19 protein-coding genes are annotated in these 20,825 nt (G+C 68.6%); 14 read left to right on the forward strand and 5 right to left on the reverse strand.

Annotated elements, in window-relative coordinates:
• Positions 1-237: 237 nt before the first annotated feature.
• The 4 genes from D2E24_RS04045 (at position 238) to D2E24_RS04060 (ending at position 4,382) form a co-directional block, all read left to right on the forward strand.
• Positions 238-774: a helix-turn-helix domain-containing protein gene (locus D2E24_RS04045; RefSeq protein ID WP_241222846.1), complete on the forward strand. Its 537-nt coding sequence runs from the start codon at positions 238-240 to the stop codon at positions 772-774.
• 28 nt (positions 775-802) lie between these two features.
• The gene (locus D2E24_RS04050; RefSeq protein ID WP_125968051.1) at positions 803-2,599 is read left to right on the forward strand and encodes a serine/threonine protein kinase; all 1,797 of its coding nucleotides are present in this window, start codon (positions 803-805) and stop codon (positions 2,597-2,599) included.
• A gap of 209 nt (positions 2,600-2,808) precedes the next feature.
• The gene (locus D2E24_RS04055) at positions 2,809-3,819 is read left to right on the forward strand and encodes an AEC family transporter (RefSeq protein ID WP_125968052.1); all 1,011 of its coding nucleotides are present in this window, start codon (positions 2,809-2,811) and stop codon (positions 3,817-3,819) included.
• A 92-nt stretch (positions 3,820-3,911) separates the two neighbouring features.
• A complete protein-coding gene (locus D2E24_RS04060; protein WP_125968053.1) occupies positions 3,912-4,382 on the forward strand; it encodes a MerR family transcriptional regulator in 471 nt (156 codons plus the stop codon).
• 96 nt (positions 4,383-4,478) lie between these two features.
• On the opposite strand, the gene D2E24_RS04065 is transcribed toward D2E24_RS04060, so the two are convergent.
• The 3 genes from D2E24_RS04065 to D2E24_RS04075 form a co-directional block, all read right to left on the reverse strand.
• The gene (locus D2E24_RS04065; RefSeq protein WP_241222847.1) at positions 4,479-5,387 is read right to left on the reverse strand and encodes a DUF3737 family protein; all 909 of its coding nucleotides are present in this window, start codon (positions 5,385-5,387) and stop codon (positions 4,479-4,481) included.
• A 182-nt stretch (positions 5,388-5,569) separates the two neighbouring features.
• Positions 5,570-6,841 carry a MalY/PatB family protein gene (locus tag D2E24_RS04070; protein ID WP_241222848.1) on the reverse strand — a complete coding sequence of 424 codons (1,272 nt, stop codon included), beginning with the start codon at positions 6,839-6,841 and terminating at the stop codon, positions 5,570-5,572.
• A 118-nt stretch (positions 6,842-6,959) separates the two neighbouring features.
• The gene (locus D2E24_RS04075; RefSeq protein ID WP_164520996.1) at positions 6,960-8,234 is read right to left on the reverse strand and encodes a hypothetical protein; all 1,275 of its coding nucleotides are present in this window, start codon (positions 8,232-8,234) and stop codon (positions 6,960-6,962) included.
• A gap of 149 nt (positions 8,235-8,383) precedes the next feature.
• Here D2E24_RS04075 and D2E24_RS04085 point away from each other — a divergent pair, with 149 nt between their 5' ends.
• Positions 8,384-8,737: a type II toxin-antitoxin system HicB family antitoxin gene (locus D2E24_RS04085; RefSeq protein ID WP_206430919.1), complete on the forward strand. Its 354-nt coding sequence runs from the start codon at positions 8,384-8,386 to the stop codon at positions 8,735-8,737.
• A 118-nt stretch (positions 8,738-8,855) separates the two neighbouring features.
• On the opposite strand, the gene D2E24_RS04090 is transcribed toward D2E24_RS04085, so the two are convergent.
• Both D2E24_RS04090 and D2E24_RS04095 read right to left on the reverse strand, forming a co-directional pair.
• Positions 8,856-9,317 carry a PPC domain-containing DNA-binding protein gene (locus D2E24_RS04090; RefSeq protein ID WP_125968056.1) on the reverse strand — a complete coding sequence of 154 codons (462 nt, stop codon included), beginning with the start codon at positions 9,315-9,317 and terminating at the stop codon, positions 8,856-8,858.
• A gap of 118 nt (positions 9,318-9,435) precedes the next feature.
• Positions 9,436-10,410: a zinc-binding alcohol dehydrogenase family protein gene (locus tag D2E24_RS04095; RefSeq protein WP_206430920.1), complete on the reverse strand. Its 975-nt coding sequence runs from the start codon at positions 10,408-10,410 to the stop codon at positions 9,436-9,438.
• A gap of 175 nt (positions 10,411-10,585) precedes the next feature.
• Here D2E24_RS04095 and D2E24_RS04100 point away from each other — a divergent pair, with 175 nt between their 5' ends.
• The 9 genes from D2E24_RS04100 (at position 10,586) to D2E24_RS04140 (ending at position 20,747) form a co-directional block, all read left to right on the forward strand.
• Complete coding sequence (locus tag D2E24_RS04100; protein WP_125968057.1) at positions 10,586-11,419, forward strand: ABC transporter ATP-binding protein; 834 nt, start codon at positions 10,586-10,588, stop codon at positions 11,417-11,419.
• Between the two features lies 1 nt (position 11,420).
• On the forward strand, positions 11,421-12,095 hold the full coding sequence (locus D2E24_RS04105) for an ABC transporter permease (RefSeq protein WP_125968058.1): 675 nt from the start codon (positions 11,421-11,423) through the stop codon (positions 12,093-12,095).
• Entirely contained in the window at positions 12,092-12,754 is a 663-nt protein-coding gene (locus tag D2E24_RS04110) for an ABC transporter permease (RefSeq protein WP_125968059.1), read from the forward strand. The genes D2E24_RS04105 and D2E24_RS04110 overlap by 4 nt, the downstream gene beginning before the upstream one ends.
• Positions 12,755-12,846: 92 nt before the next feature.
• The gene (locus D2E24_RS04115) at positions 12,847-13,773 is read left to right on the forward strand and encodes an ABC transporter substrate-binding protein (RefSeq protein ID WP_125968060.1); all 927 of its coding nucleotides are present in this window, start codon (positions 12,847-12,849) and stop codon (positions 13,771-13,773) included.
• 153 nt (positions 13,774-13,926) lie between these two features.
• Entirely contained in the window at positions 13,927-14,454 is a 528-nt protein-coding gene (locus D2E24_RS04120; RefSeq protein WP_125968061.1) for a PadR family transcriptional regulator, read from the forward strand.
• Between the two features lie 220 nt (positions 14,455-14,674).
• Positions 14,675-15,283: an endonuclease III domain-containing protein gene (locus D2E24_RS04125; protein ID WP_241222855.1), complete on the forward strand. Its 609-nt coding sequence runs from the start codon at positions 14,675-14,677 to the stop codon at positions 15,281-15,283.
• Between the two features lie 208 nt (positions 15,284-15,491).
• A complete protein-coding gene (locus D2E24_RS04130) occupies positions 15,492-16,199 on the forward strand; it encodes a LytR/AlgR family response regulator transcription factor (RefSeq protein WP_164520997.1) in 708 nt (235 codons plus the stop codon).
• Positions 16,196-17,608, forward strand: a complete 1,413-nt coding sequence (locus D2E24_RS04135) for an ATP-binding protein (RefSeq protein ID WP_164520998.1) — start codon at positions 16,196-16,198, stop codon at positions 17,606-17,608. Before D2E24_RS04130 ends, D2E24_RS04135 begins: the two co-directional genes overlap by 4 nt.
• Positions 17,609-17,801: 193 nt before the next feature.
• Positions 17,802-20,747 (forward strand): glycoside hydrolase family 3 N-terminal domain-containing protein, encoded by a 2,946-nt coding sequence (locus tag D2E24_RS04140; RefSeq protein ID WP_125968065.1) that lies wholly within the window; start codon positions 17,802-17,804, stop codon positions 20,745-20,747.
• Positions 20,748-20,825: the final 78 nt, after the last annotated feature.

Genomic DNA, 20,825 nt, shown 5'->3' on the forward strand with positions numbered 1-20,825 from the left:
TGCCGCTTCGTCGCCATGCTGATCCTGTCTTCCATAAGACAAGCCAAACAGGACCGATACCGTTCGCGCTCATTCCCGATGAGGCACCACCACACCCTACGCGCTCAAAAAACGTGAGGCACGTCGACGGCCCGGGCCGCCGGATCGCGCGCTAAGCTGGATACGGCATCCGGGAGCGGCTTCCGCAGGTGCCGCAACGACGACGTCGTCACCGGACACGACCCGAAAGGAAGGACGATGAGCGAGCACGCAGGCCCATGCGCCGGCATACCGCTGACCGAGGAGCTGCTCGACCGGCTGCTGGCCAGCACGAGCGTCGAAGCGTATCTCGGCCGCGAGCCCGTCTCCGACTGCACCCTGACCGACTACCTGCGCATGATGATGGACGGCAACGGCATGCGCCGCGCCGACGTCGTCCGGGCGTCCGGCCTCAACGCGACCGTCGTCTACGACATCTTCGCCGGCAAGAGCCGACCCGGCCGCGACCGGGCGATCGCGCTCGCCATCGGACTCAACTGCGACCTGCGTCAGACGCAGCGGCTGCTGCGCCTCGCCGGCGCCACCGAACTGTGGTGCCGTCACCGGCGCGACGCGATCATCATCTGGTGCATCGACAACGGCCTCGACCGCGCCGCCGTGGACGGCGAGCTGCGGCGGCTCGGCGAAGCGACGTTGCCCGGCGCGACGCCCGACGCAACGTCGGCGATCGAAGCCCACTCGGACGATGCGGACGCCGCCGACGGCACCGCCGCCGCGGCCGCATCGCGCCGCTGACGCCGCCGCGACGCGCGAAGGGAACCCCATGGACGATACGCAGGTCATGCACGCGATGGCGCTCGACGACGCCTACCATGTGATCCGCACGCTGGCGAGCGGGCCGCAGGGCGTGACCGAACTGGTCGACTTCGACGGCGCCGGGCCGTTCGTGCGCAAGAAGATGCCGCTGGAGCTCACCCGCCGACGCCTGTGGTCGACGCTTGCCGAATGCCGCAGTCCACGCCTGCCGCGCGTCGAATCGACCTACGAGCTGCCCGACGCGTTCGTGGTCGTCTACGACTACGTCGCCGGCGACACGCTCGACGCGCTCGTCGCCGCGCATGGGCCGATGGACGAAGCCGGGGCCGTGCGGACGGTCCGCCAGCTGTGCGAGGCGGCGGGGGAGCTGCACGCGCACGGCATCGTCCACCGCGACATCACGCCCGCGAACATCGTCATGGCCGCCGACGGCGTCCACCTCATCGACTTCGGCATCGCCCGCGAGCGCGGCGGCGCGAAACCCGTCGCGCGCGACACGGTCCCGCTGGGCACCTACGGGTTCGCCGCGCCCGAACAGTTCGGCTTCGCGCCCAGCGACGCCCGCTCCGACCTGTATGCGATCGGCCGCGTGCTCGGCTACCTGCTCACCGGCGTGCGCCCCGACGACCAGCGCTCCTACGACGAGCGGCTCGCCGCCACGCCGATGAGCCTGCGCACCCGCCGGGTCATCGGTGTGGCGTGCGCGTTCGAACCCAGCGCGCGCTACGCCGACGCGGCCGCGTTCCTGCGCGCGCTGGACGGCGACGGGAGTGTCGGCGGCGCCGGGATGGATGATGCCGCCTCCACCGGGGTCGGCACCGGGGCCGGAGACGGCGTGCCAGGTGGGCCGGGTGCCGGCGTATCCGATGGTCCCGGCTCCGCCGATGCGGGGGTTTCCGGTGCGGACGGAGCGGTGAACCGGGTGCGTGAGTCCGTCGCCGCGGCGGCGGGCCGGGCCTCCGGCATCGTGCCGACGCTGTCGCGCATCCGTGTGCCCGGCTGGCTGGTCGCCGCGCTGCTGGTCGCGGCCGTCGCGGTCGGCTATCTGCTGCCGGGCGGCCCGTCATGGACGACCGACGGAAGCGTGTCCGGGACGGCGGGATCCGCCGCCGGCGCGTCACGCGGCAACGGATCGTCGTCGGGCAAGCCGTCCGGTTCGTCGTCGGACGGCGGGTCCTCGGCTGGGACGTCCGCCGCCGGCGCGACGGACGCGACCACGTTCGTCGACGAATCGGTGGAGCTCGTCGAATCGGGATGGCGGTCGGAACGGGGGTATGTGACCTACGTGGTGTGCCTGCGCAACAACGACGCCGGGCACGCGGTCAAGTACCTCACGATCCATGCGGTCGCGCGCAAGGCCGACGGGTCGGTCCTGTTCAGCGACGACCATACGATCGGCGGCCTGTACGCGGGGCAGACGCGGTATGAGGCGATGACGTTCGGCGACGGATCCTCCGACCCGGCGACGGTCGACTTCGAAATCGGCGCGTCATCAGTATCCTCGGTCATCGCCTCGGACGCGGTGGAATCGTACGAGGTGAGCGGCACGATCTCCCACACGGACGGTTTCGGCGGCGTCACCTTCACCGGCGAGGCGACGCTGCGCAGCTCCGGCGACGACCTGCTCGGCACGTCGGGAGGCAAGGCCGTCCTCGTGCTGCGCGACCGAGCAGGCAACATCGTCTACGGGGACTCCACGTACTTCGACAGGCCGGCGATGGGGAAGGCCCGGTCGGTCACGCTCACGGTGTACCCCGACGGGATCGACTACGACTCGTACGAGATGTACGCGTACGACTGGTGACGGGGCGGTGCGTCGGGTGTGGGGCGTCCGCCTGCGGCCACCCCACCCCCGACACACCCGGATTGGTCATACGGAACGGGGATGGGGCCCGGAACGACAGCGTGTCGTCAGGTAACCGCGGTTCTGTACGACCAACCCGGGCGTGTCCGCCGCGATCGACGCCGGTCCGGGGCCGTCGGATGATAGAGGAGGACGAGAGAGAGGACCATATGGGACAGTTCACGGTCGTCGTCGGCCAGCTGGTCGGCTTCTTCATCATGCTGATGATCGGCTACGGGTGCGTGCGCATGCGCTTCTACGGGAAGGCCGCGCTCGACGGCATGTGCGCGCTGCTGCTCAACGTGCTCATCCCCGTGCTCGTGTTCGCCAACGCGGTCGACGGGGCCACGCGCGCCCAGCTGGCCGCCAACTGGGGCGTGATGCTGCTGTCGGCGGTCATGTACCTGCTGCTCATCATCCTGTTCCGGATCGTCGCATGGATGCTGCGCCTGCGCGGATCGCACGGCCGCGTGTTCCAGGCGACGATGATCTTCGGCAACGCCGGATTCCTCGGCATTCCGCTCATCATGGCCCTGTTCCCCGAGAACGGCGCGATCTGGGTGGCGCTCATGTCGATCGTCGACCAGAGCCTGCAATGGACGTACGGCGTATGGTTGTGCGAACCGGTCGACGCGGATCGGGACGCCGGTGGTCGGGATGTCGGCGGGCGGACTGCCGTCGCCGGCAAACCCGCCGGGAGGACCGTCGGCGCGGTGCTGCGACGCTTCGTCAACCCCGCCCTGTGCGCGATCGTCCTGTCGCTGACGCTGATCATGCTCGGCGTCGGCGTGCCGCCGATGCTGCTGACCCCGCTGCACGCGATCGGCGCGATGGCCACGCCGCTGTCGCTCATCTACCTGGGCGGCCTGTTCGCCCTCACCCGCTGGTGGGGCGTGCTGCGCCGGCCAGAACTGTACGTGGGCATGGGCGTCAAGATGCTGTGCTTCCCCGTCGCCCTGCACGCGCTGCTCACGGCGCTCGCCGCCGCCGTGCCCGCGCTGCCGGTCACCGCGGACATGATCGCCGTGATCTCGCTGGTCGCCGGCCTGCCCACGATGACCGCGATCGCGATGTTCGCCGCCCGCCGCGACAACATGCCCGACTATGCGACCGGATTCGTGCTCGTGAGCACCCTGTTCTCCCTGTGCTCGCTGACCGTCGTGTCCGCCGCGATCTTCTGACCAGCCGGCGCTTCGCCGCCCGCCGCCGGCGACGGGCGCGCGGACGGCGCACCGGTTGACTTCAAGCACTCGAAGTTCCTACAGTGCGTCCCATGAGCACCACAACCACCTGGCACACCATCCGCGAGGCGTCGCTGATCAGCGGCCTGCCCGAATCCACGCTGCGCTACTACGAGCAGATCGGCATCATCGACCCGATCGCCCGCGACCCGAGCTCCGGCCACCGCGCCTACTCGGACGAGGACCTGGAACGCCTGACCACCATCGCCTGCCTGTCGGCCACGGGCATGCCGCTCGATTCGATGCGCGAATACCTGCACAACATCGACGACGGTCCCGAAGGCGCGCGCCGGCAGATGGAGCTGCTCGACGCGCAGGCGCTGCGCCTGGCCGCCAAGGCCGAGTCGATCCGCATGCAGCAGGCGTACGTGTCGTTCAAGACGCTGTACTGGCGTGCGCGCGCCGAAGGGCGCGACGGCGACGCCGACCAGCTGGTGTCTGAGAACCGCGACATCATCGACCGCGTCAAGGCGCTGCAGAACGGCGGCAAGGTCGACCGCTGACGACGTCGCGGGCCGCTCCGGAAAACGTCACGGGCCGTCCGCCCGCCGCGTGGAATCGTCCTGCGGCGGGCGGACGGCCCGCATGCGTCGGCCGCGTCAGCGCGTGACGATCGTCGTGCGCGACGGGTCGACGCGCAACGGATCGACCGTCAGCTCGCCGATCGCGTCGGCGCGGATGACGCCGCCGGCCGGGTTGAGGACGCTGTCGACCGTGCCGGTCAGGTCGGCGTCGACGGTCGAATACTCGAACGCGAGCGTCGTGTTGACGAGACGGCAGTTGCGCATCACGAGATTGTCGATGTAGCACAGGCCCTGCAGGCTTTCGATCGTGCAGTCCACGAAGGTGAGGTTGCGCGAGTTCCAGCCCAGATACTCGCCGGAGATGTAGGAGCGTTCGACCGTCACGTTCTCGGCGTTCCAGAACGCGTCCTTGGCGATGAGCTTGGAATCGCGGATCGTCACGTCGCGCGCCCCGTCGAACGGATAGTTGCCCACGAGCCGCAGGTTGCTCGCCTCCACGCGCTCCACGCCCATGGCCAGATAGTCGCCGCGCGCCACGACGTTGTCGAGCGTGACGTCGGAGCAGTGCCACAGCGTCTCCTCGGCGTGCGTCAGATCCACGTTGCGCAAGGTCAGCCCGTGCACGCGGCGGAAGTTCTTCGGCGCCTCGACGGTGGAGTCCTCGACCGTGACCCGGTCCGCATACCAGACGCCGGCGCGGGCCATGTCGAACCAGACGCAGTCGCGCGCGGTCACGTCGCTCGCATACCACAGCGGATACTTCCACTGGAACGAACAGCCGTCCAGCGTGATGTCGGACGCATGCTTGAGCGGCGACTCGCCGTCCGCGAAGATCGAATCGACGTAGCGGCGGCCGTGCGCGTGGAACTCGGCGCGCTCGCCGGTCAGCCGCGCGCGTTCGACGACGTCGGCGGTGCCGGCCGGCGCGTCGGTGCCGGCTGCGGCGATGGTTGCGGGACGATGCTCGGATGTCATGTCGGTCATGAACGGACCTTTCCTACTGTCTACGATGATTGCCGGACGTCGGCCGCGCAGCCGACGTCCGATGACGTGCTGACGGCTACGTTAGGAACCTCAAGTACTCGAAGTCAACCGCGGCGTTCGCCCACGGCCGCAATGCGGATGGGGGCGAACGCCGCGACGCCGGCCCGGACGGCGGGACCGCGTCAGCCCCGGTCGTCCGCGAGGGCGGTCAGTCCGGCGAACAGTCGTGCGAAGCCCTCGCGCATGCGGTCGCGCGGGCAGGCGACGTTGATGCGGATGAAGTCGCGGCCGTCGCCGCCGAACTGCGCGCCGGGGGAGAAGCACACCTTATGCTCGGCCTGCAGCCAGTCGCACAGCGCGTCCGTATCGGCGAACGCCGCCGCGCCGCCGTTGCCGCCGCGTCCGGTGAACGCCGAACAGTCGAGCCACAGCAGGTACGTGGCCGGACCGCAGGTGAGCGTGATCCGACGGTCGGCGGGCGCGGCCGCATTGTATGCGTCGACCAGATGCGCGGCCTCGCGCTTGTTATCGGCCAGATAGCCGCGCAGCGCATCCAGCCATGCGCCGCCCTCGGTGAACGCGGCGATGGTCGCGGCCATCGCGAACGCGTTCGGCTCGGCCACCTCGTCGGTGTTGAGCCCGCGCCACACCCTGTGCCGCAGCGTCGGATCGGGGATCATGACGGCCGCGGTCTGCAATCCGGCGATGTTGAACGCCTTCGTCGGCGCCATGCAGGTCACCGAGTTCATCGCGCAGCGTTCGCCGGCCGACGCGAACGGCACGTACTCGCACCCGGGGTCGGTCAGATCGCAGTGGATCTCGTCGCTGACGACGGTCACATGATGGTCGGCGGCCAGATCGCCGATGCGCGCCAGCGTGTCCCGATCCCACAGGTTGCCGGTCGGATTGTGCGGATTGCACAGGATCATCAGCGACGTCTGCGGGTCGGCGAGCTTCGCCTCCAGATCGTCCCAGTCAATCGCGTACCGGCCGTCGCCGTCGCGCACCAGCGGCGATTCGAGCACGCGACGCCCGTTGTTGAGGATCGAATTGAAGAAGATGTTGTACACCGGCGTCATGATGACCACGTTCTCGGCCGGCGTGGTCAGCTTGCGCACCATGCTGGAGATCGCCGGCACCACGCCGGTCGTGAACACCAGCGACTCAGGGTCGATCGCCAGACCATGCCGGTCCCGCCACCACGACACGTAGGCCTGCGCCCACTCGTCCGGCACGACCGCATAGCCGAACACCCCATGGTCGAGCCGCCGGCGCAGCGCGTCGCGGACCGCTGGCGCGGTCGGGAAATCCATGTCGGCCACCCACATGGGCAGGGCGTCGCCGGCCTCCTCCCATTTGAGCGACCCGGTGCCGGTGCGGTCGACCGGCGTATCGAAATCGAAATCGGGCGTCGCCGCGGCGGTGGGCGCGGCGGACATGTCGGCAGTCGTCATAGAGGCTCCTTCGCTGGAATATCCGATACGGGTGGGACTGCATCCAGTCATAGCCGCCTCATGCGCTTCAAGTCAAACGCCGACGCCGGCGGCGAACGCGCCCGACCTCACCGGCGGATCATGGAAGCGGCAACAGCCGCACCGGCTCCGGATCCATCCAGTCGACCAGTCCGACGAACCGCTCCCGCCCTTCGGCCGGCAGCTGCATGACGCTCCCCACCTGAGGTCCCGGAAACTCCGCCTCCGCACGCCGCGACGGCGTCACATACCGCGGCACCACGCCGACCAGATCCGTCCCCAGCACGGCGGCCGCCACCCGCGGCGCATCATCGACCTCGACCGGCACGCCCGCATCGGCGAGCGCCAACGCGAACGGCACCGCCTCCGCACAGCACGGCCAGGCCGCCGGATCCACCAGCAGCGACCAGCCGTCGTCCTCCCTGACCGGTACCAACGCCATCCATTCGAACCCCGGGCCGGGGCGCACGTTCCACGACCGCGCATCGCCCCGCCGGTCGTCGGCCAACGCCGCGAACGCCTCGGGGGAATCCACGTCGAACAGGTACGTCACCCGCCCGCGCGGGTCGCCGTACCGGTCCAGCCACGCCAGGTCGTTCGCATCGTCGTACCCGGCATCGGGTGCCGGCAGGCCGAGCGCCTCATATCCGATCCGGCAGATGTCGGCATACCGGCGCAACGTCATCGCATCGAACGGTATCGCGGCCGTCCCCGACCGGAACCCGCCGGTGCGTGCCAGGTCCGAGAACCGACGCGCCTCGGCGGGCGAGACCATCCTGCGCACATACGCATCCGCCTGCGGGTCGAACCGCAGATACTCACGCCGGGCGATCGTGCCGAAGCGCATGTCGTACGGCAGGCGCTCGCGGACGTGCGCATCGTACGTGCCCTGCGCGCATGCGCGCACGCCGTCCTCGATGCCGGCCAGCAGCCAGTCCATCAGCATGTCCGCATCGTCGTCGCATGCGGTGCGGTCGCCGCGGTCCGGCGACAGCAGTATCGAGAACCCGTCGTCGATGCGGATGTGCATCTCGTCGTGTTCCAGCGTCGCGTCGATGCGGTACCAGCGTTCCTCGTCGGGGTACAGCGTGCGGAACGTCGCTTCGACCGTCGCTTCGTCGTCCTGCTCGTCATCGGGAAACGGAAGGGAATCGGCGGCCTCGTCGTGCATCGCGGCGGCGAACTCGCCGACCGTGCCGCGCGGTGCGGTGATCCACAGCGAGCGCCGGCCGTCTTCGTCGGGGGCGATGCCGCGCAGCAGGGCGACGATCGCCTGCGCGCGCATGTCGAACGGCGGTATGAGGTCGGGGGAGACGAGGCTGTGGAGTCGGACGGCCGCGTCGATGCGTGGAGCGTGGAATACATTGACCGCCATGATCGTTCCCCCTCGTCCTGTTGCGCTTTTGCAATGGATGATATTAATAGTGATACCACGACATTCGTACAAATGTTCGACTTGGGGGTGTCGGGTGTGTCGAACACCTGTGCGAGGGTCTGCGGGTGCGATATGGTGGGCGTAGCGAGATGTTTCTGGAGGTGGATATGGCGGACGACGGCGGGCGGTACACATACCGTATCTACTGGTCCGATGACGATGGCGGGTATGTCGGCACGGTGGCCGAGTTCCCCGACCTGCGCTATGCGGCGCCTTCGTCGGTGGCGGCGCTGAGCGGGCTGCATGTGCTGGTGCATGAGCGCGTCAGCGAGCTGGAGGCGGAGGGCGCGGACGTGCCGCAGCCGTATGGCGAGCGCGAGTATTCGGGGCGCTTCGTGGTGCGCGTCCCTCCGGAGCTGCATCGGCGTCTCGCCATCGAGGCGGCCGAGCAGGGGGTGTCGCTGAACCGGCTGGTGCAGACGCGTCTGGCGTCCGAGCGCTGAATCGGATGATTCTTATATGAATGGGTGATATGCGTGTGGGCGCCGTCCGTGGATCGGACGGCGCCCACATGTCGTTGGGGTCGGCCGCCCTGTCGGGCGAGGTCCGGCCCCGGGTCCGCTATCGCAGGTCGACGGTCGTCGAATGCGGCAGATCCCACACGTCGATGCCGGCCGCGTCGTCCCACTTGCGGCCGATGGTCTCGCCGGCGGGGCGGATCACGATCTCGCCGGTGTAGCCGATCGTGATGTCCTTGACGTGCCCGGCGATGAGGGCGGGCCGTCCGGCGGCGTCCAGGTAGGAGAAGACGGCGTGCGCGTGCAGGTGCGGCTCGCCTTCGGCGTTGCGGGTGATGTTGCCGGTGAGGGCGACCATCTCGAGCGTGCCGTTCACCGTGTGGTCGGTGAAGTCGGCGCGTTCGGCGATCCAGGTGGAGATCGTCGCCTCGCTGCATGCGCCGATGCCGGTGATCTGCGCCGCGCCGACGTGCTCGCGCCGGCACAGTTCGATGATGGCCTGCGGCACGCTTTCGCCCTTGGCGACGCGCAGGTAGTGGGTTCCGTCGATGGTGCTGTATTCCATGATGGTCCTTTCGATGATGCGATGGATGGTGTTCGGGGTCGATGATGCGATGATGTGACGGCCGGACGCCGCCGGCCGCTGGTGCGGGCGCGCGGCTGCGGCCCGCCGTGTCCGCCGGCTACGGCAGGACGACGATCTTGCCGTTGGCGTGGCCGGATTCCATGAGCGCGTGCGCCTGGCCGATCTCGTCGATGCCGAAGACGCGCGAGGCGGGCAGGACGGCGTCGCCGGCGGCCACGTCGTCGAGGAAGGACTGCAATACGTCGGCCGGCAGGTCGCTCGCCTCGCCCGAATAGGCGGTGAGGCGCACGCCGGTGGGCAGGAAGTCGATCGGGTAGAAGTCGGGGATGACCCATTCGTTCGACAGCATGCCGGAGAAGCAGACGACGCCGCCGCGGCGCATGCAGCGGACCGTGTCGCGCAGCGTGGTCGCGCCGACGAGCTCGATCGCGCGGTCGACGCCCGTCAGCCGGTCGGCGATATGGCCGTCGTCGACGACGACGCGGTCGACGCCGATCCGCTCCAGGATCTCCCGCTTGGCCGGGTTGCGCGTGGTGGAGACGACGGTCAGTCCCATGCGCTTGGCGAGCACGGCGGCGGCCATGCCGACCGACGACGTGCCGCCGCGCACGAGCAGCGTCTCGCCGGGCTGCACGCCGGCGCCGACGGTCAGGCTGCCGTACGCGGTCTGCAGCATCTCCGGGACCGCGCCGAGTCGCTCCCACGGCAGGTCGGAGCGGAACGGGATGATCTGGCCGACCGGCACGCACGTGTACTGCGCGTAGCCGCCGTCGAAGGTGCGGCCCATGCCGCCCATCATCGTGACGACCTGCTGGCCGGGGGCGAAGGTGCCGGTCGGATCGAGGTCGATGACGCCGGTCGCCTCGATGCCCAGGATGCGCGGCAGCGTGACCGCGTCGCCCGACATGCCCTGACGCGTATAGAGCTCGGAACGGTTGATGCCGAACGCCTTCACATGGATGCGCGCCCATCCCTCCTGCGGCTCCGGCACCGCGACACGCCGAACGGAGAGCTCTTGAGCGGTGCACGGACGATCCATGACCGCGGCCTTCATCAGTTGATTTTCCGCCATTTTCGATTCCTTTCCTCGGTGGATATCCACGATGATATATCCCATTCTTGGATATTTCAACTTGAAATATTTTGAGATGGGATATATCGTGTTCATCAACAACGCAACGACGGACCGGCCCGCGGGGAACACGGGCGGCCGGCGGGGCGAGGGACAGACGTAAGGAGCAGACGAGATGACGATCGCATTCGAGCACGTCGCCAAAACCTATCCCGACGGCACCGTCGGCGTGGGCGACGTGACGCTGACCGTACGCTCCGGCGAACTGATGGTGCTCGTCGGACCGTCCGGATCGGGCAAGACGACGCTGATGCGCATGATCAACCGCATGGTCGAGCCGACCGGCGGGCGCGTGCTCATCGACGGCGAGGACGTGCGCGGACGCGACCCGATCGCGCTGCGCCGGTCCATCGGCTACGTGATCCAGGGCGGCGGCCTGCTGCCGCACCGCACCGTCGTCGACAACATCGCCACGGTGCCGATGCTCAACGGCGTGCGCCGCAGCCGCGCCCGCCGCCGCGCGATGGAACTGCTCGACAAGGTCGGCCTCGACGCCTCCCTCGCCGGGCGCTATCCCTCGCAGCTGTCCGGCGGCCAGCGCCAGCGCGTCGGCGTGGCCCGCGCCCTGGCGGCCGACGCGTCCATCCTGCTGATGGACGAGCCGTTCTCCGCCGTCGACCCGGTCGTGCGCCGCGACCTGCAGCACGAGGTGCGCCGCGTGCAGCGCGAGACCGGCGCGACCGTCGTGTTCGTCACCCACGACATCAACGAGGCGCTGTTCCTCGCCGACCGCATCGCCCTGCTCGGCAAGGGCGGCGTGATCGAACAGGTCGGCACCCCCGCGCAGATCCTCAACGAGCCGGCGAACGACGCGGTGCGCGCATTCGTCGAGGCCGGACGCCCCAGCGTCGACCCCGGCGTCGACCCCGGCGTCGACGGTGCGGCGGCACCCGCGGCCGCCGCCACCGCGACCGAATCGCACCTGCAGCTCATCGGGGAAGGGGCGTGACATGGACTGGCTGCAATCCAGCATCGGCGCGATCGGCGCGTACGCGGCGGTCCACGCCGGCTACGCGATCCCGCCGCTCGTCATCGGACTGGCGGTCTCGCTGCCGGTCGGCTGGCTCGTCAACCACGCCGGCCGGGTGCGCGGACCCGTGCTCGCGCTCGTCGGCGCGCTCTACGCGATCCCGTCGCTGCCGCTGCTCATGATGCTGCCCTCGATCCTGGGCACGCGCATCCTCGACCCGATCAATCTCGAGACCGCGCTCAGCCTGTACGCGGTCGCCCTGATGATCCAGTACTGCGCCGACGCCTTCAAGGCCGTCGACCCGACGCTGGTCGAGGCGGCCGACGCCGTCGGATACGACCGGGTGCGCCGCTTCCTCGACGTGGAGCTGCCGCAGGCCGGTCCGGTCATCCTCGCCGGCATGCGCGTCGTCTCCGTCAGCACCATCAGCCTCGTGACCGTCGGCTCGCTCATCGGCGTCGACTCGCTGGGACTGCTGTTCGTCGAAGGCTACCAGCGCGCGTTCACGCTCGAGATCGTCGTCGGCATCATCGGCACGATGCTCATCGCCGGACTGTTCGACCTGGCGCTCGTCGCCGCCGGACGCCTGCTCATGCCATGGACCCGCATCGCCCGGCCCGCCGCCGGCGCGGACAAGGAAGGGGGAGCGCGATGAACGACTCCTACGCACAGGTGCTCACCTGGCTGGCCGACCCGGCCAACTGGGCGGGGCCGACGGGCATCATCGCCCGCACCGGCATCTATCTGGGCCACTGCCTGCTCACGCTGGCCATCGCCTCGCTGATCGGCATCCCGCTCGGCCTGTGGGTCGGGCACACCGGCCGCCTGCGCGCGGTCATGGTGCCGCTGACCGGGGCCCTGCGGTCCCTCCCGACGCTCGGATTCCTCTCCGCGCTGTCGCTGACGATGGGCCTGGGACTGGGCGCGCCGCTCGTCGCGCTCACCACGCTGGCCGTCGCGCCGATCCTCGCCGGCACCTACGCGGGCGTCGAATCGGTCGACCATGAACTCGTCGACGCCTCCCGCGCCATCGGATTCACCGAATGGCAGATCCTCACCCGCGTCGAGATCCCCCTGGCGATGCCGATCGTCGTCTCCGGACTGCGCTCGGCCGCCGTGCAGATCCTCGCCACCTGGACCGTCGCCGCCTACCTGCCGATCGAAGGCCTCGGCAGGTACCTGATCGACGGACTCGCCATGCACGACTACACGCAGATGCTCGCCGGCTCGGCGATCGTCATCGTGCTCGAGCTGGCCGCCAACGCGCTCTTCGGCGCGCTGGAGAAGGCGTCGGCCGCCGCGGTGCGCCGCTGAGCGGACGCCGCCCCGGCGGCACCGCCGCCACATCACCGGATGTACTGACCATATTCATCACCACCAACCACCAATCAGGAAAGAAGCACACCATGAAGCACACCAGGTCCCTCGCCGTCGTCTCGGCCGCCGTCGCCGCCATGCTGGCCCTCGCCGGATGCGGCTCGACCGATCCGTTCGCCGGATCCGACGCCAAGGAGAACACCGCCAAGGGCACCGACACGATCGTCGTCGGCTCCGCCAACTTCTCCGAAAGCGAGATCATCGCCCGCATCTACACCGAAGCCCTCAAGGACAACGGCATCGACGCGAGCGTCAAGGCCAACATCGGCTCGCGCGAGGTCTACCTCGACGCCCTCGAGGACGGCTCGATCGACATGATCCCCGAATACACCGGCAACCTGCTGCAGTTCTACGACGAGTCCAACACCGCCTCCGCCGCCGAGGACGTGTACGCCGGCCTCGCCGACGCCCTCCCGAAGGACTTCGAGGTGCTCGACATGGCCGACGCGCAGGACGCCGACGCGTTCTACATCCAGCGCTCCGTGGCCGACGCGCAGGGCATCACGACCATCGGCGACCTGAAGAAGCTGGGCGACGACCTCAAGGTCGCGGCCCCGCCGGAGTTCAGCAAGCGCGTCTACGGCATCGAGGGCCTGCGCTCCAAGTACGGTCTGACCGTCAGCCTCGTGCCGGTCAACGACGGCGGCGGCCAGTCCACCGTGCAGGCGCTGCTCGACGGCCAGGTCGACTTCGCCCGCCTCGACTCCACCTCGCCGCTCATCGCCGCCAACGACCTGGTCCGCCTCGAGGACGACCAGCAGATGATCCTCGCCCAGAACGTCGTGCCGGTGGCCAAGGCCGGCAAGCTCGACGACAAGGCCAAGGCCGTGATCGACAAGGTCCAGGCCAAGCTGACCACCGAGGACCTCATGTCGATGAACGCGCAGAGCGTCAACGACAAGAAGAGCGCCCAGGACATCGCCGAGGGCTGGCTCGACGAGGCCGACCTGTTCTAGCGGTTCGCGCCGCCACCTGTATTCACGCCGGACGACGGCCGCACCCGCGGTCGCCGTCCTCGGCGTTATCTCCCGTATCCCCACCCCGCGGGCCCGTCTGCGCCCACGGAAAATTCAGAATGGAGATATGTCACTATGAGCTATAGTAGGCCCATGAACGTTGTCGAGATCATGACGCTGGGATTCCTGTCCGAAGGCCCGCTGTGCGGCTACCGCCTGCGCAAGAAGATGGAGCAGCTGCAAGGCTACGCGCGCGCCTTCTCCGACGGCACGCTCCACTCCGTCACCGGCCGTTTCGTCGAGGCCGGCTACCTGAGCGAAAGCTCCGACGTGGTCAACGGACGCCGCCTGCGCGTCTTCCACCTCGAGGACGCCGGACGCGAGAAGCTGATCGACGAACTCAAGAACACGCGCGGCTACATGCTGAGCGACATCACCAAATGGTCGATCGTCATGTCGTTCCTCTCCGTCATCCCCGACGAGGAGGACCGGCGCGCCGTCCTGCAGCGCCGGTTCGACCTGCTCAACACGGACGTCAAACGCCTCTACAGCGACGGCGAGGGCCCCATCGACAACGACCAGCTCACCGACAGGTACCGGCTGGGCATCATCGGCATCCACGACGCCGAGATCGCCGCCGAACGCGCCTGGCTCACCAAGGAGCTCGGCATTGACGGGTGATAAGGGCCGCCGGTCGGCGGTCCGTCCGCGGAGCGACGGGCCGGCTCGGGGCGACGCGCCCGGATCGGTCATGCGGAACGCGGGATGCGGTCCCGAAACGGGCGATATCGCCCGACATGCGTCGTTGCGTACGACCACTCCGGGCGTGTCGAAGCGTGGTGCCGGGGCGTCGGACCTGCGACTGCCGTCGTCACGCGACCTGGAGACCCTGTACCGCCGCATGCTCGACGCGATGGGCCCCACCGGATGGTGGCCGGCCGACACCACGTACGAGATCATGGTCGGCGCGGTCCTCATCCAGAACACCGCACTCGGCAACGTCGAACGCTCGCTGGACCGCCTGCGCGACGCCGGCGCGCTCGACCCGGACGCGATCGCCGCGATGGACGCGCAGACGCTGCAGGAGCTCATTCGCCCGTCCGGCTTCCAACGCAACAAGTCACGCACGCTGCAATCGCTGGCGGACTGGTACCGGCGGCGCTTCGACTGCGACCCCGACCGGGCCTCGGGCGTGGACGACGCGGCGTTGCGCCGCGAACTGCTCGGCCTGTTCGGCATCGGCGGCGAAACCGCCGACGTGATCTCCCTGTACGTGTTCGGCCGACGCGCGTTCGTCGCCGACACCTACGCGCGCCGACTGCTCACCTTCCTCGGCTACCGGCTGCCCGACGGCTACCCGAAATTCCACGACGCCGTCATCGGCGCCGTCCTGGCCAGCGGACTGACCGTCGCCGACCTCAAGGAATTCCACGGCCTCATCGACGAATACGGCAAGATCCACCGCGACGACGACGCCAAGGCCGCGTCGTTCCTCGGACGGCCGGCCTAATCGGCGGGCCGGCCCGGGGCGACATGCCCGGGATGGTCATACGGAACGCGGGATGGACATCAGAAACGGCGGATACCGGACGGTATCCGCCGTTCTGCATGACCACTCCGGGCGTGTCGACCCGCGCCGCCCGGCACCCGTGTCGCCCGCAGACCCCCGCCGACGGTACCATCGAAGAGGAGAACCGACGAAGAGGAAGGGAGCCGGCATGGTTGCGGTCGCGGTGGTCGACGACGACGCCGAAGCACGGGAGACACTGGGCGGCTACATCACCCGATACGCCGCCGAACAGGGCATCGACGCGCAGGTCACCGGGTACGCGGACGCCGCCGAACTGCTCCACCACTACCGGCCCGACCACGACATCATCTTCCTCGACATCGAAATGCGGCAGGTCGACGGCATCCGCGCCGCCCGCACCATCCGCGAAACCGACCCGTCCACCGTCATCGTGTTCGTCACCAACCTCGCCCAGCTCGCCATCAAAGGCTACGAGGTCGACGCGCTCGACTTCGTCGTCAAACCCGTCGACTACTACAGCTTCGCCATGGTCATGCGCCGCGCCATGCAGCGCATCGACCGCCGCCGCGCCAGCACGATCCGCCTCGTCACCCGCACCGGACTGCGGCTCGTACCCATCAGCCGCATCGACTACGTGGATGTGCAGGACCACTACATCACCTACCACACCACCGACGGCGACATGACCGTCAAAGGCACCCTCGGCCAGGCCGAACAGGCGCTCGCCGCCGGCAACTTCATGCGATGCAACCGCTGGTATCTCGTCAACGTCGACAACATCACCGGCATCGACGGCAGCATCGTGACGGTGGGGGAGCACCGGCTCGAAGTGAGCCGCGCCAAACGCCAGGAGATCCTGCAGGCCGTGGCCCGTGCGATGGGGGCCGGACTGTGACCGGCACGATCGCGGCCGGTTGGCCGATGACGTTCCCGGACGTGATGCTCGGCAACGCGTCGGCGCTCACCGTGTTCAACAACCTGATGGTGACCGTGGAGCTGCTGGCCGCACAGCTCCTGTTCGCGCTGCGGGCGCCGCACCCCGGACGCGCCCGCGTCCGCGCGGCGCAGGCCGTCGCCGTGATGCTGGCCGTCTGCGCGCTGCTGGTGCAGATCGACGCGGCCGTCGCATCGCCGACGCTGCGCATGGGCGTACGGTACGGCGTGCTGTTCGCCTGCTCGTGTCTGGCCGTCCGGTACGTCATCGGCGGCGCCGGGCGAGTCGCGGTGGTGTGCTGCGTGTGCGGCTACGCGATGCAGCACATCGCCGCCGCCGTGATGAAGATCGTGGACCTGCTGCGCGCGCAGGCGGCCATCGCGTGGTCGACGCCGATGCTGGGATCGTGGATCGTGGGCATCGTGTTGCGCGGGGCGGTGTTCGCCTCGATCTACCTCGCCTTCCTGCACCGGTTCATCCGCCGGCTCGACATGACGGCCGTGTGGACCGGATCGCGCACGACCCTCGCCCTGCTGACCGGAGCCGTGCTGGCGGTGACCGTCGCGCTGAGCTCCTATGCGTCGGCCCCGTCGCTGGGTCTGCACACGGGACTGGTGCTGCGCGCCGTATCCGTCCTGACCTGCCTGATCATCCTCCTGCTGTTCGGCGAACTGTCCCGCAACCACCGGCTGACCGACGAGATCGCGTTCATGAAACGCATGGACGCGATGCGAGCCGACCATTACGCGCAGCTCAGGGACGTCATCGAGGAGACGAACGTGCGCTGCCACGACATGAAGCACCAGATCGCCGCGATGCGCGCCTCCGGCGGCGCCGCGGACGGGGCGTTCCGCGAGGAGCTCGACGACCTGGCCCGCACCGCGGACCTGTACGACGGCGTCGCCCGCACCGGCTGCGCGCCGCTCGACGTGGTGCTCACGCAGAAGAGCCGCGTCTGTGCGGCGCGCGGCATCCGGTTCACCTACATGGCCGACGCCTCCTGTCTGGAGCCGATGCGCGAACGCGACGTGTACGCGCTGTTCGGCAACGCATTGGACAACGCCATCGAGGCGGTGACTCGGCTGGCGGACCCCGAGCGCCGCATCGTCAAGATGACCGTCGCGCGCCGCGCCGGATTCGTCTCCATCATCGTCGCCAACTACTTCGACCATGTCGAACGGGACGCCGCCGGCGACATCGTCAGCAGCCGGCCCGACCCGCGCGGCCACGGATACGGACTGAAAAGCATGCGCCGCATCGCCGGGGAATACGGCGGCACGATGAGCGTCGACACGGACGGCGGCACGTTCACCGTCAGCATCCTGCTGCCCGACTCGCCGTCCGACGCGACCGCGCCGGCGACCGGCTGAACGGCGGTCCGCGACCGTTCCCGTACGCCCGCGTGCAGTTCGCGTACGCTCCCTTCCCGCTCCCGACGGCCGGCCCATACCCTGAAACCAATCGGAAGGCAGGGTGACGAGGCCTGACCTTCCGTGAGGAAACGGTCCGGGACGGGGCTTCGCCGACGAGCGCCGGCCCGGGGAACGGGAAAGGAGCCCGCCCATGTTGGAGATCAACTTCGCCGACGTCATCACCACACTCGAATCCATACGACCGCAGCTCATCGCGTTGGGCGTCATCATCGTGCTCGCGGCCGTCGTACGCGCCGCGACCGGCCGGCGCGTCATCCGCGACGCGGCCGTGCGCGCGTTCGCCCACGCGCAGACGTGGATCGTGGCCGCGATCGCCGTGGCCGTGACCGTCAGCGTCATGCTGTTCGGCCCGCTCAACACGATGCTCTCGCTCATGTCCGGCAGCGGCGCGCTGACCGAGGACACCATCGCCCGCACGAAGGAGCTCGCCTCGGACATCGAACGCGAAGGCATCGTGCTGCTGGAGAACGACGACGACACGCTGCCGCTGAAGGGCACCAAGGCCAACGTGTTCGGCTGGGCGTCCACCAACCCCGTGTACGGCGGCACCGGCTCAGGTTCGATGAACGACCAGTATGAGACGACCTCGCTGCTGCAGGGCCTGGAGGACGCCGGCATCGAGACCAACGAGGAGCTGGCCGACTTCTACACCGCCTACCGCGCCGACCGTCCGGTCTCCAACTCCACCGCACAGGACCTGACCCTGCCCGAACCGCCCGCCGCGACCTATGGCGACGACCTCATCGACAACGCGAGGAAGTTCTCCGACACGGCCGTCGTCGTCATCGCCCGATCCGGCGGCGAAGGCTTCGACCTGCCCTCCGACATGGGGAACATCGGCGCGATCCGCCAGTCCGGCGCCACGGAAGGCGCGGTCCTGGACCCGGGCGAGGAGAGCGACGCCTCGACCGTCTACACCAACAACTCCGCCGACTCCGCCGACTTCGAAGACGGACAGGGCTACCTCGAACTCTCCCGCAGCGAACGCGACATGCTCGACCTGGTCACGGCCAACTTCGACCACGTGACCCTCGTCTACAACGGCGCCAACACGTTCGACATGAGCTTCGTCGACGACTATCCGCAGATCGGCGCCGTCCTGTGGGCGCCGCCCGCCGGCCAGACCGGATTCGGCGCGCTGGGCGAGATCCTCGCCGGCACGGTCAACCCGTCCGGCCGCACCGCCGACACGATGCTGCGCGACGAAAGCGCCGCACCGTGGGCCAACAACTTCGGCACGTTCCAGTACGACAACATGGACGAATTCGCCGTCGACTCCACGCACCACGAGCAGACGCTGCACATGACCCCCGGCTTCGTCGACTACGTCGAAGGCATCTACGTCGGCTACAAGTACTACGAGACCGCGGCCGACGAAGGCGCGATCGACTACGACCAGATCGTCCAGTACCCGTTCGGCTACGGCCTGAGCTACACCACCTTCGACCAGACGATGGGCGACGTCGACTACGCCGACGACGGCTCGATCACCTTCGACGTGACCGTCACCAACACCGGCGACAAGGCCGGCAAGGACGTCGTCGAGGTCTACTACAACCCGCCATACACCAACGGCGGCATCGAGAAGGCGAGCGCCAACCTCATCGACATCGCCAAGACCGACGAACTCGAACCCGGCGAATCGCAGACCGTCACCGTCACGTTCGACGACGAGGACATGGCCTCCTACGATCATCGGGACGCCAAGGCGTACGTGCTGGAGAAGGGCGACTACGAGATCTCCATCAACCGCGACTCGCACCGTGCGATCGACACGGCCGACGTGACCGTGCCCGAGACCATCGTGTACAGCGGCGATGACCACCGCGCATCCGACGCCGGCGAGGTCACCAACCGCTTCGACGACATCGCCCCCGAATTCGAGACGCTGTCGCGCGCCGATCATTTCGCCAACTACGCGACCGCCACCGCCGCGCCGGCGAGCATGTCGATGAGCGAGGAGTACAAGGCCACGTTCGTCAACGCGTCCAACTACGAGAACGAGGACGACGACGCGGACGAGATGCCGACCACCGGCGCGAAGAACGGCGTGAAGCTGTACGAGCTGTACGGCAAGGACTACGACGACCCGCTGTGGGACGACCTGCTCGACGAGATGACCGAGGACGAGATGAACCAGCTCATCGCGTTCGCCGGCTACGGCAACGCGGCCGTCCCCTCCATCGACAAGCCGCGCCAGTCCGACGTGGACGGTCCGTCCACGCTCAACAACAACTTCACCGGCGTCGGCTCCATCGGCCTGCCGTCCGGCGTGTCCGTCGCGAACACGTTCAGCAAGGACCTGGCCCGCCGCTTCGGCGAGACCATCGGCGACATGGCGCGCGAGATGAACGTGACCGGATGGTATGCGCCGGCCATGAACATCCACCGCACCCCGTACGCGGGCCGCAACTTCGAATACTTCTCCGAAGACGGCACGCTGTCGGGCATCATGGCCGCCCAGCAGGTCGCCGGCGCACGCTCGCGCGGCGTGTACCCGTTCATCAAGCACTTCGCGCTCAACGACCAGGAGGCGAACCGCGTCTCGATGCTGTGCACGTGGGCCGACGAGCAGACCATGCGCGAGATCTACTTCAAGCCGTTCGAAATGGCCGTCAAGGACGGCGGCGCGACCGCGGTCATGACCTCGTTCAACTATCTGGGCAACGGCTACTCCGCGGCGAACCGGCACCTCGTCACCGACGTGCTGCGCGGTGAATGGGGTTTCGACGGCATGGTCGAAACCGACTACTTCGGCCGCTTCGGCTACCAGATCGGCGACCAGCTCATCCGCTCCGGCACCGACGCGATGCTCGCCACCATCGAAAGCATCAACGTGATCGAGGACCGCTCCGCCACGTCGGTGCAGGCCATGCGCAACGCCTCGCACAACATCCTCTACACGGCCGTCAACAGCTGGCTGTATGAGGACGGACAGCCCAAGGTCGAGACCCCGGTCTGGAAGTACGTGTACTTCGCCGCGGCCGGCGTGCTGGCGGTGCTGTTGGTCGGCTGCGAGATCGTCGCCGTGCGGCGGTTTATGGAACGACGCAAGGTGCGGGTCGCGGCGCAGTGACGGTCGCCGCCGGTCCGGCAGGCCTCCTGCCCGGCGATCGCCGATGGGGCGACACGCCCGGGATGGTCATACGGAACG

Origin of the sequence: Bifidobacterium samirii (genome assembly GCF_003952945.1) — a bacterium.
Taxonomy (GTDB): domain Bacteria; phylum Actinomycetota; class Actinomycetes; order Actinomycetales; family Bifidobacteriaceae; genus Bifidobacterium; species Bifidobacterium samirii.

What these genes read in the sequence shown, in the direction of transcription:
- D2E24_RS04045 (WP_241222846.1), top strand. Translation starts at nt 238, where the DNA reads ATGAGCGAGCACGCAGGCCCATGCGCCGGCATACCGCTGACCGAGGAG.
- D2E24_RS04050 (WP_125968051.1), top strand. Translation starts at nt 803, where the DNA reads ATGGACGATACGCAGGTCATGCACGCGATGGCGCTCGACGACGCCTAC.
- D2E24_RS04055 (WP_125968052.1), top strand. Translation starts at nt 2,809, where the DNA reads ATGGGACAGTTCACGGTCGTCGTCGGCCAGCTGGTCGGCTTCTTCATC.
- D2E24_RS04060 (WP_125968053.1), top strand. Translation starts at nt 3,912, where the DNA reads ATGAGCACCACAACCACCTGGCACACCATCCGCGAGGCGTCGCTGATC.
- D2E24_RS04065 (WP_241222847.1), bottom strand. Translation starts at nt 5,387, where the DNA reads ATGACCGACATGACATCCGAGCATCGTCCCGCAACCATCGCCGCAGCC.
- D2E24_RS04070 (WP_241222848.1), bottom strand. Translation starts at nt 6,841, where the DNA reads ATGACGACTGCCGACATGTCCGCCGCGCCCACCGCCGCGGCGACGCCC.
- D2E24_RS04075 (WP_164520996.1), bottom strand. Translation starts at nt 8,234, where the DNA reads ATGGCGGTCAATGTATTCCACGCTCCACGCATCGACGCGGCCGTCCGA.
- D2E24_RS04085 (WP_206430919.1), top strand. Translation starts at nt 8,384, where the DNA reads ATGTTTCTGGAGGTGGATATGGCGGACGACGGCGGGCGGTACACATAC.
- D2E24_RS04090 (WP_125968056.1), bottom strand. Translation starts at nt 9,317, where the DNA reads ATGGAATACAGCACCATCGACGGAACCCACTACCTGCGCGTCGCCAAG.
- D2E24_RS04095 (WP_206430920.1), bottom strand. Translation starts at nt 10,410, where the DNA reads ATGGCGGAAAATCAACTGATGAAGGCCGCGGTCATGGATCGTCCGTGC.
- D2E24_RS04100 (WP_125968057.1), top strand. Translation starts at nt 10,586, where the DNA reads ATGACGATCGCATTCGAGCACGTCGCCAAAACCTATCCCGACGGCACC.
- D2E24_RS04105 (WP_125968058.1), top strand. Translation starts at nt 11,421, where the DNA reads ATGGACTGGCTGCAATCCAGCATCGGCGCGATCGGCGCGTACGCGGCG.
- D2E24_RS04110 (WP_125968059.1), top strand. Translation starts at nt 12,092, where the DNA reads ATGAACGACTCCTACGCACAGGTGCTCACCTGGCTGGCCGACCCGGCC.
- D2E24_RS04115 (WP_125968060.1), top strand. Translation starts at nt 12,847, where the DNA reads ATGAAGCACACCAGGTCCCTCGCCGTCGTCTCGGCCGCCGTCGCCGCC.
- D2E24_RS04120 (WP_125968061.1), top strand. Translation starts at nt 13,927, where the DNA reads ATGAACGTTGTCGAGATCATGACGCTGGGATTCCTGTCCGAAGGCCCG.
- D2E24_RS04125 (WP_241222855.1), top strand. Translation starts at nt 14,675, where the DNA reads ATGCTCGACGCGATGGGCCCCACCGGATGGTGGCCGGCCGACACCACG.
- D2E24_RS04130 (WP_164520997.1), top strand. Translation starts at nt 15,492, where the DNA reads ATGGTTGCGGTCGCGGTGGTCGACGACGACGCCGAAGCACGGGAGACA.
- D2E24_RS04140 (WP_125968065.1), top strand. Translation starts at nt 17,802, where the DNA reads ATGTTGGAGATCAACTTCGCCGACGTCATCACCACACTCGAATCCATA.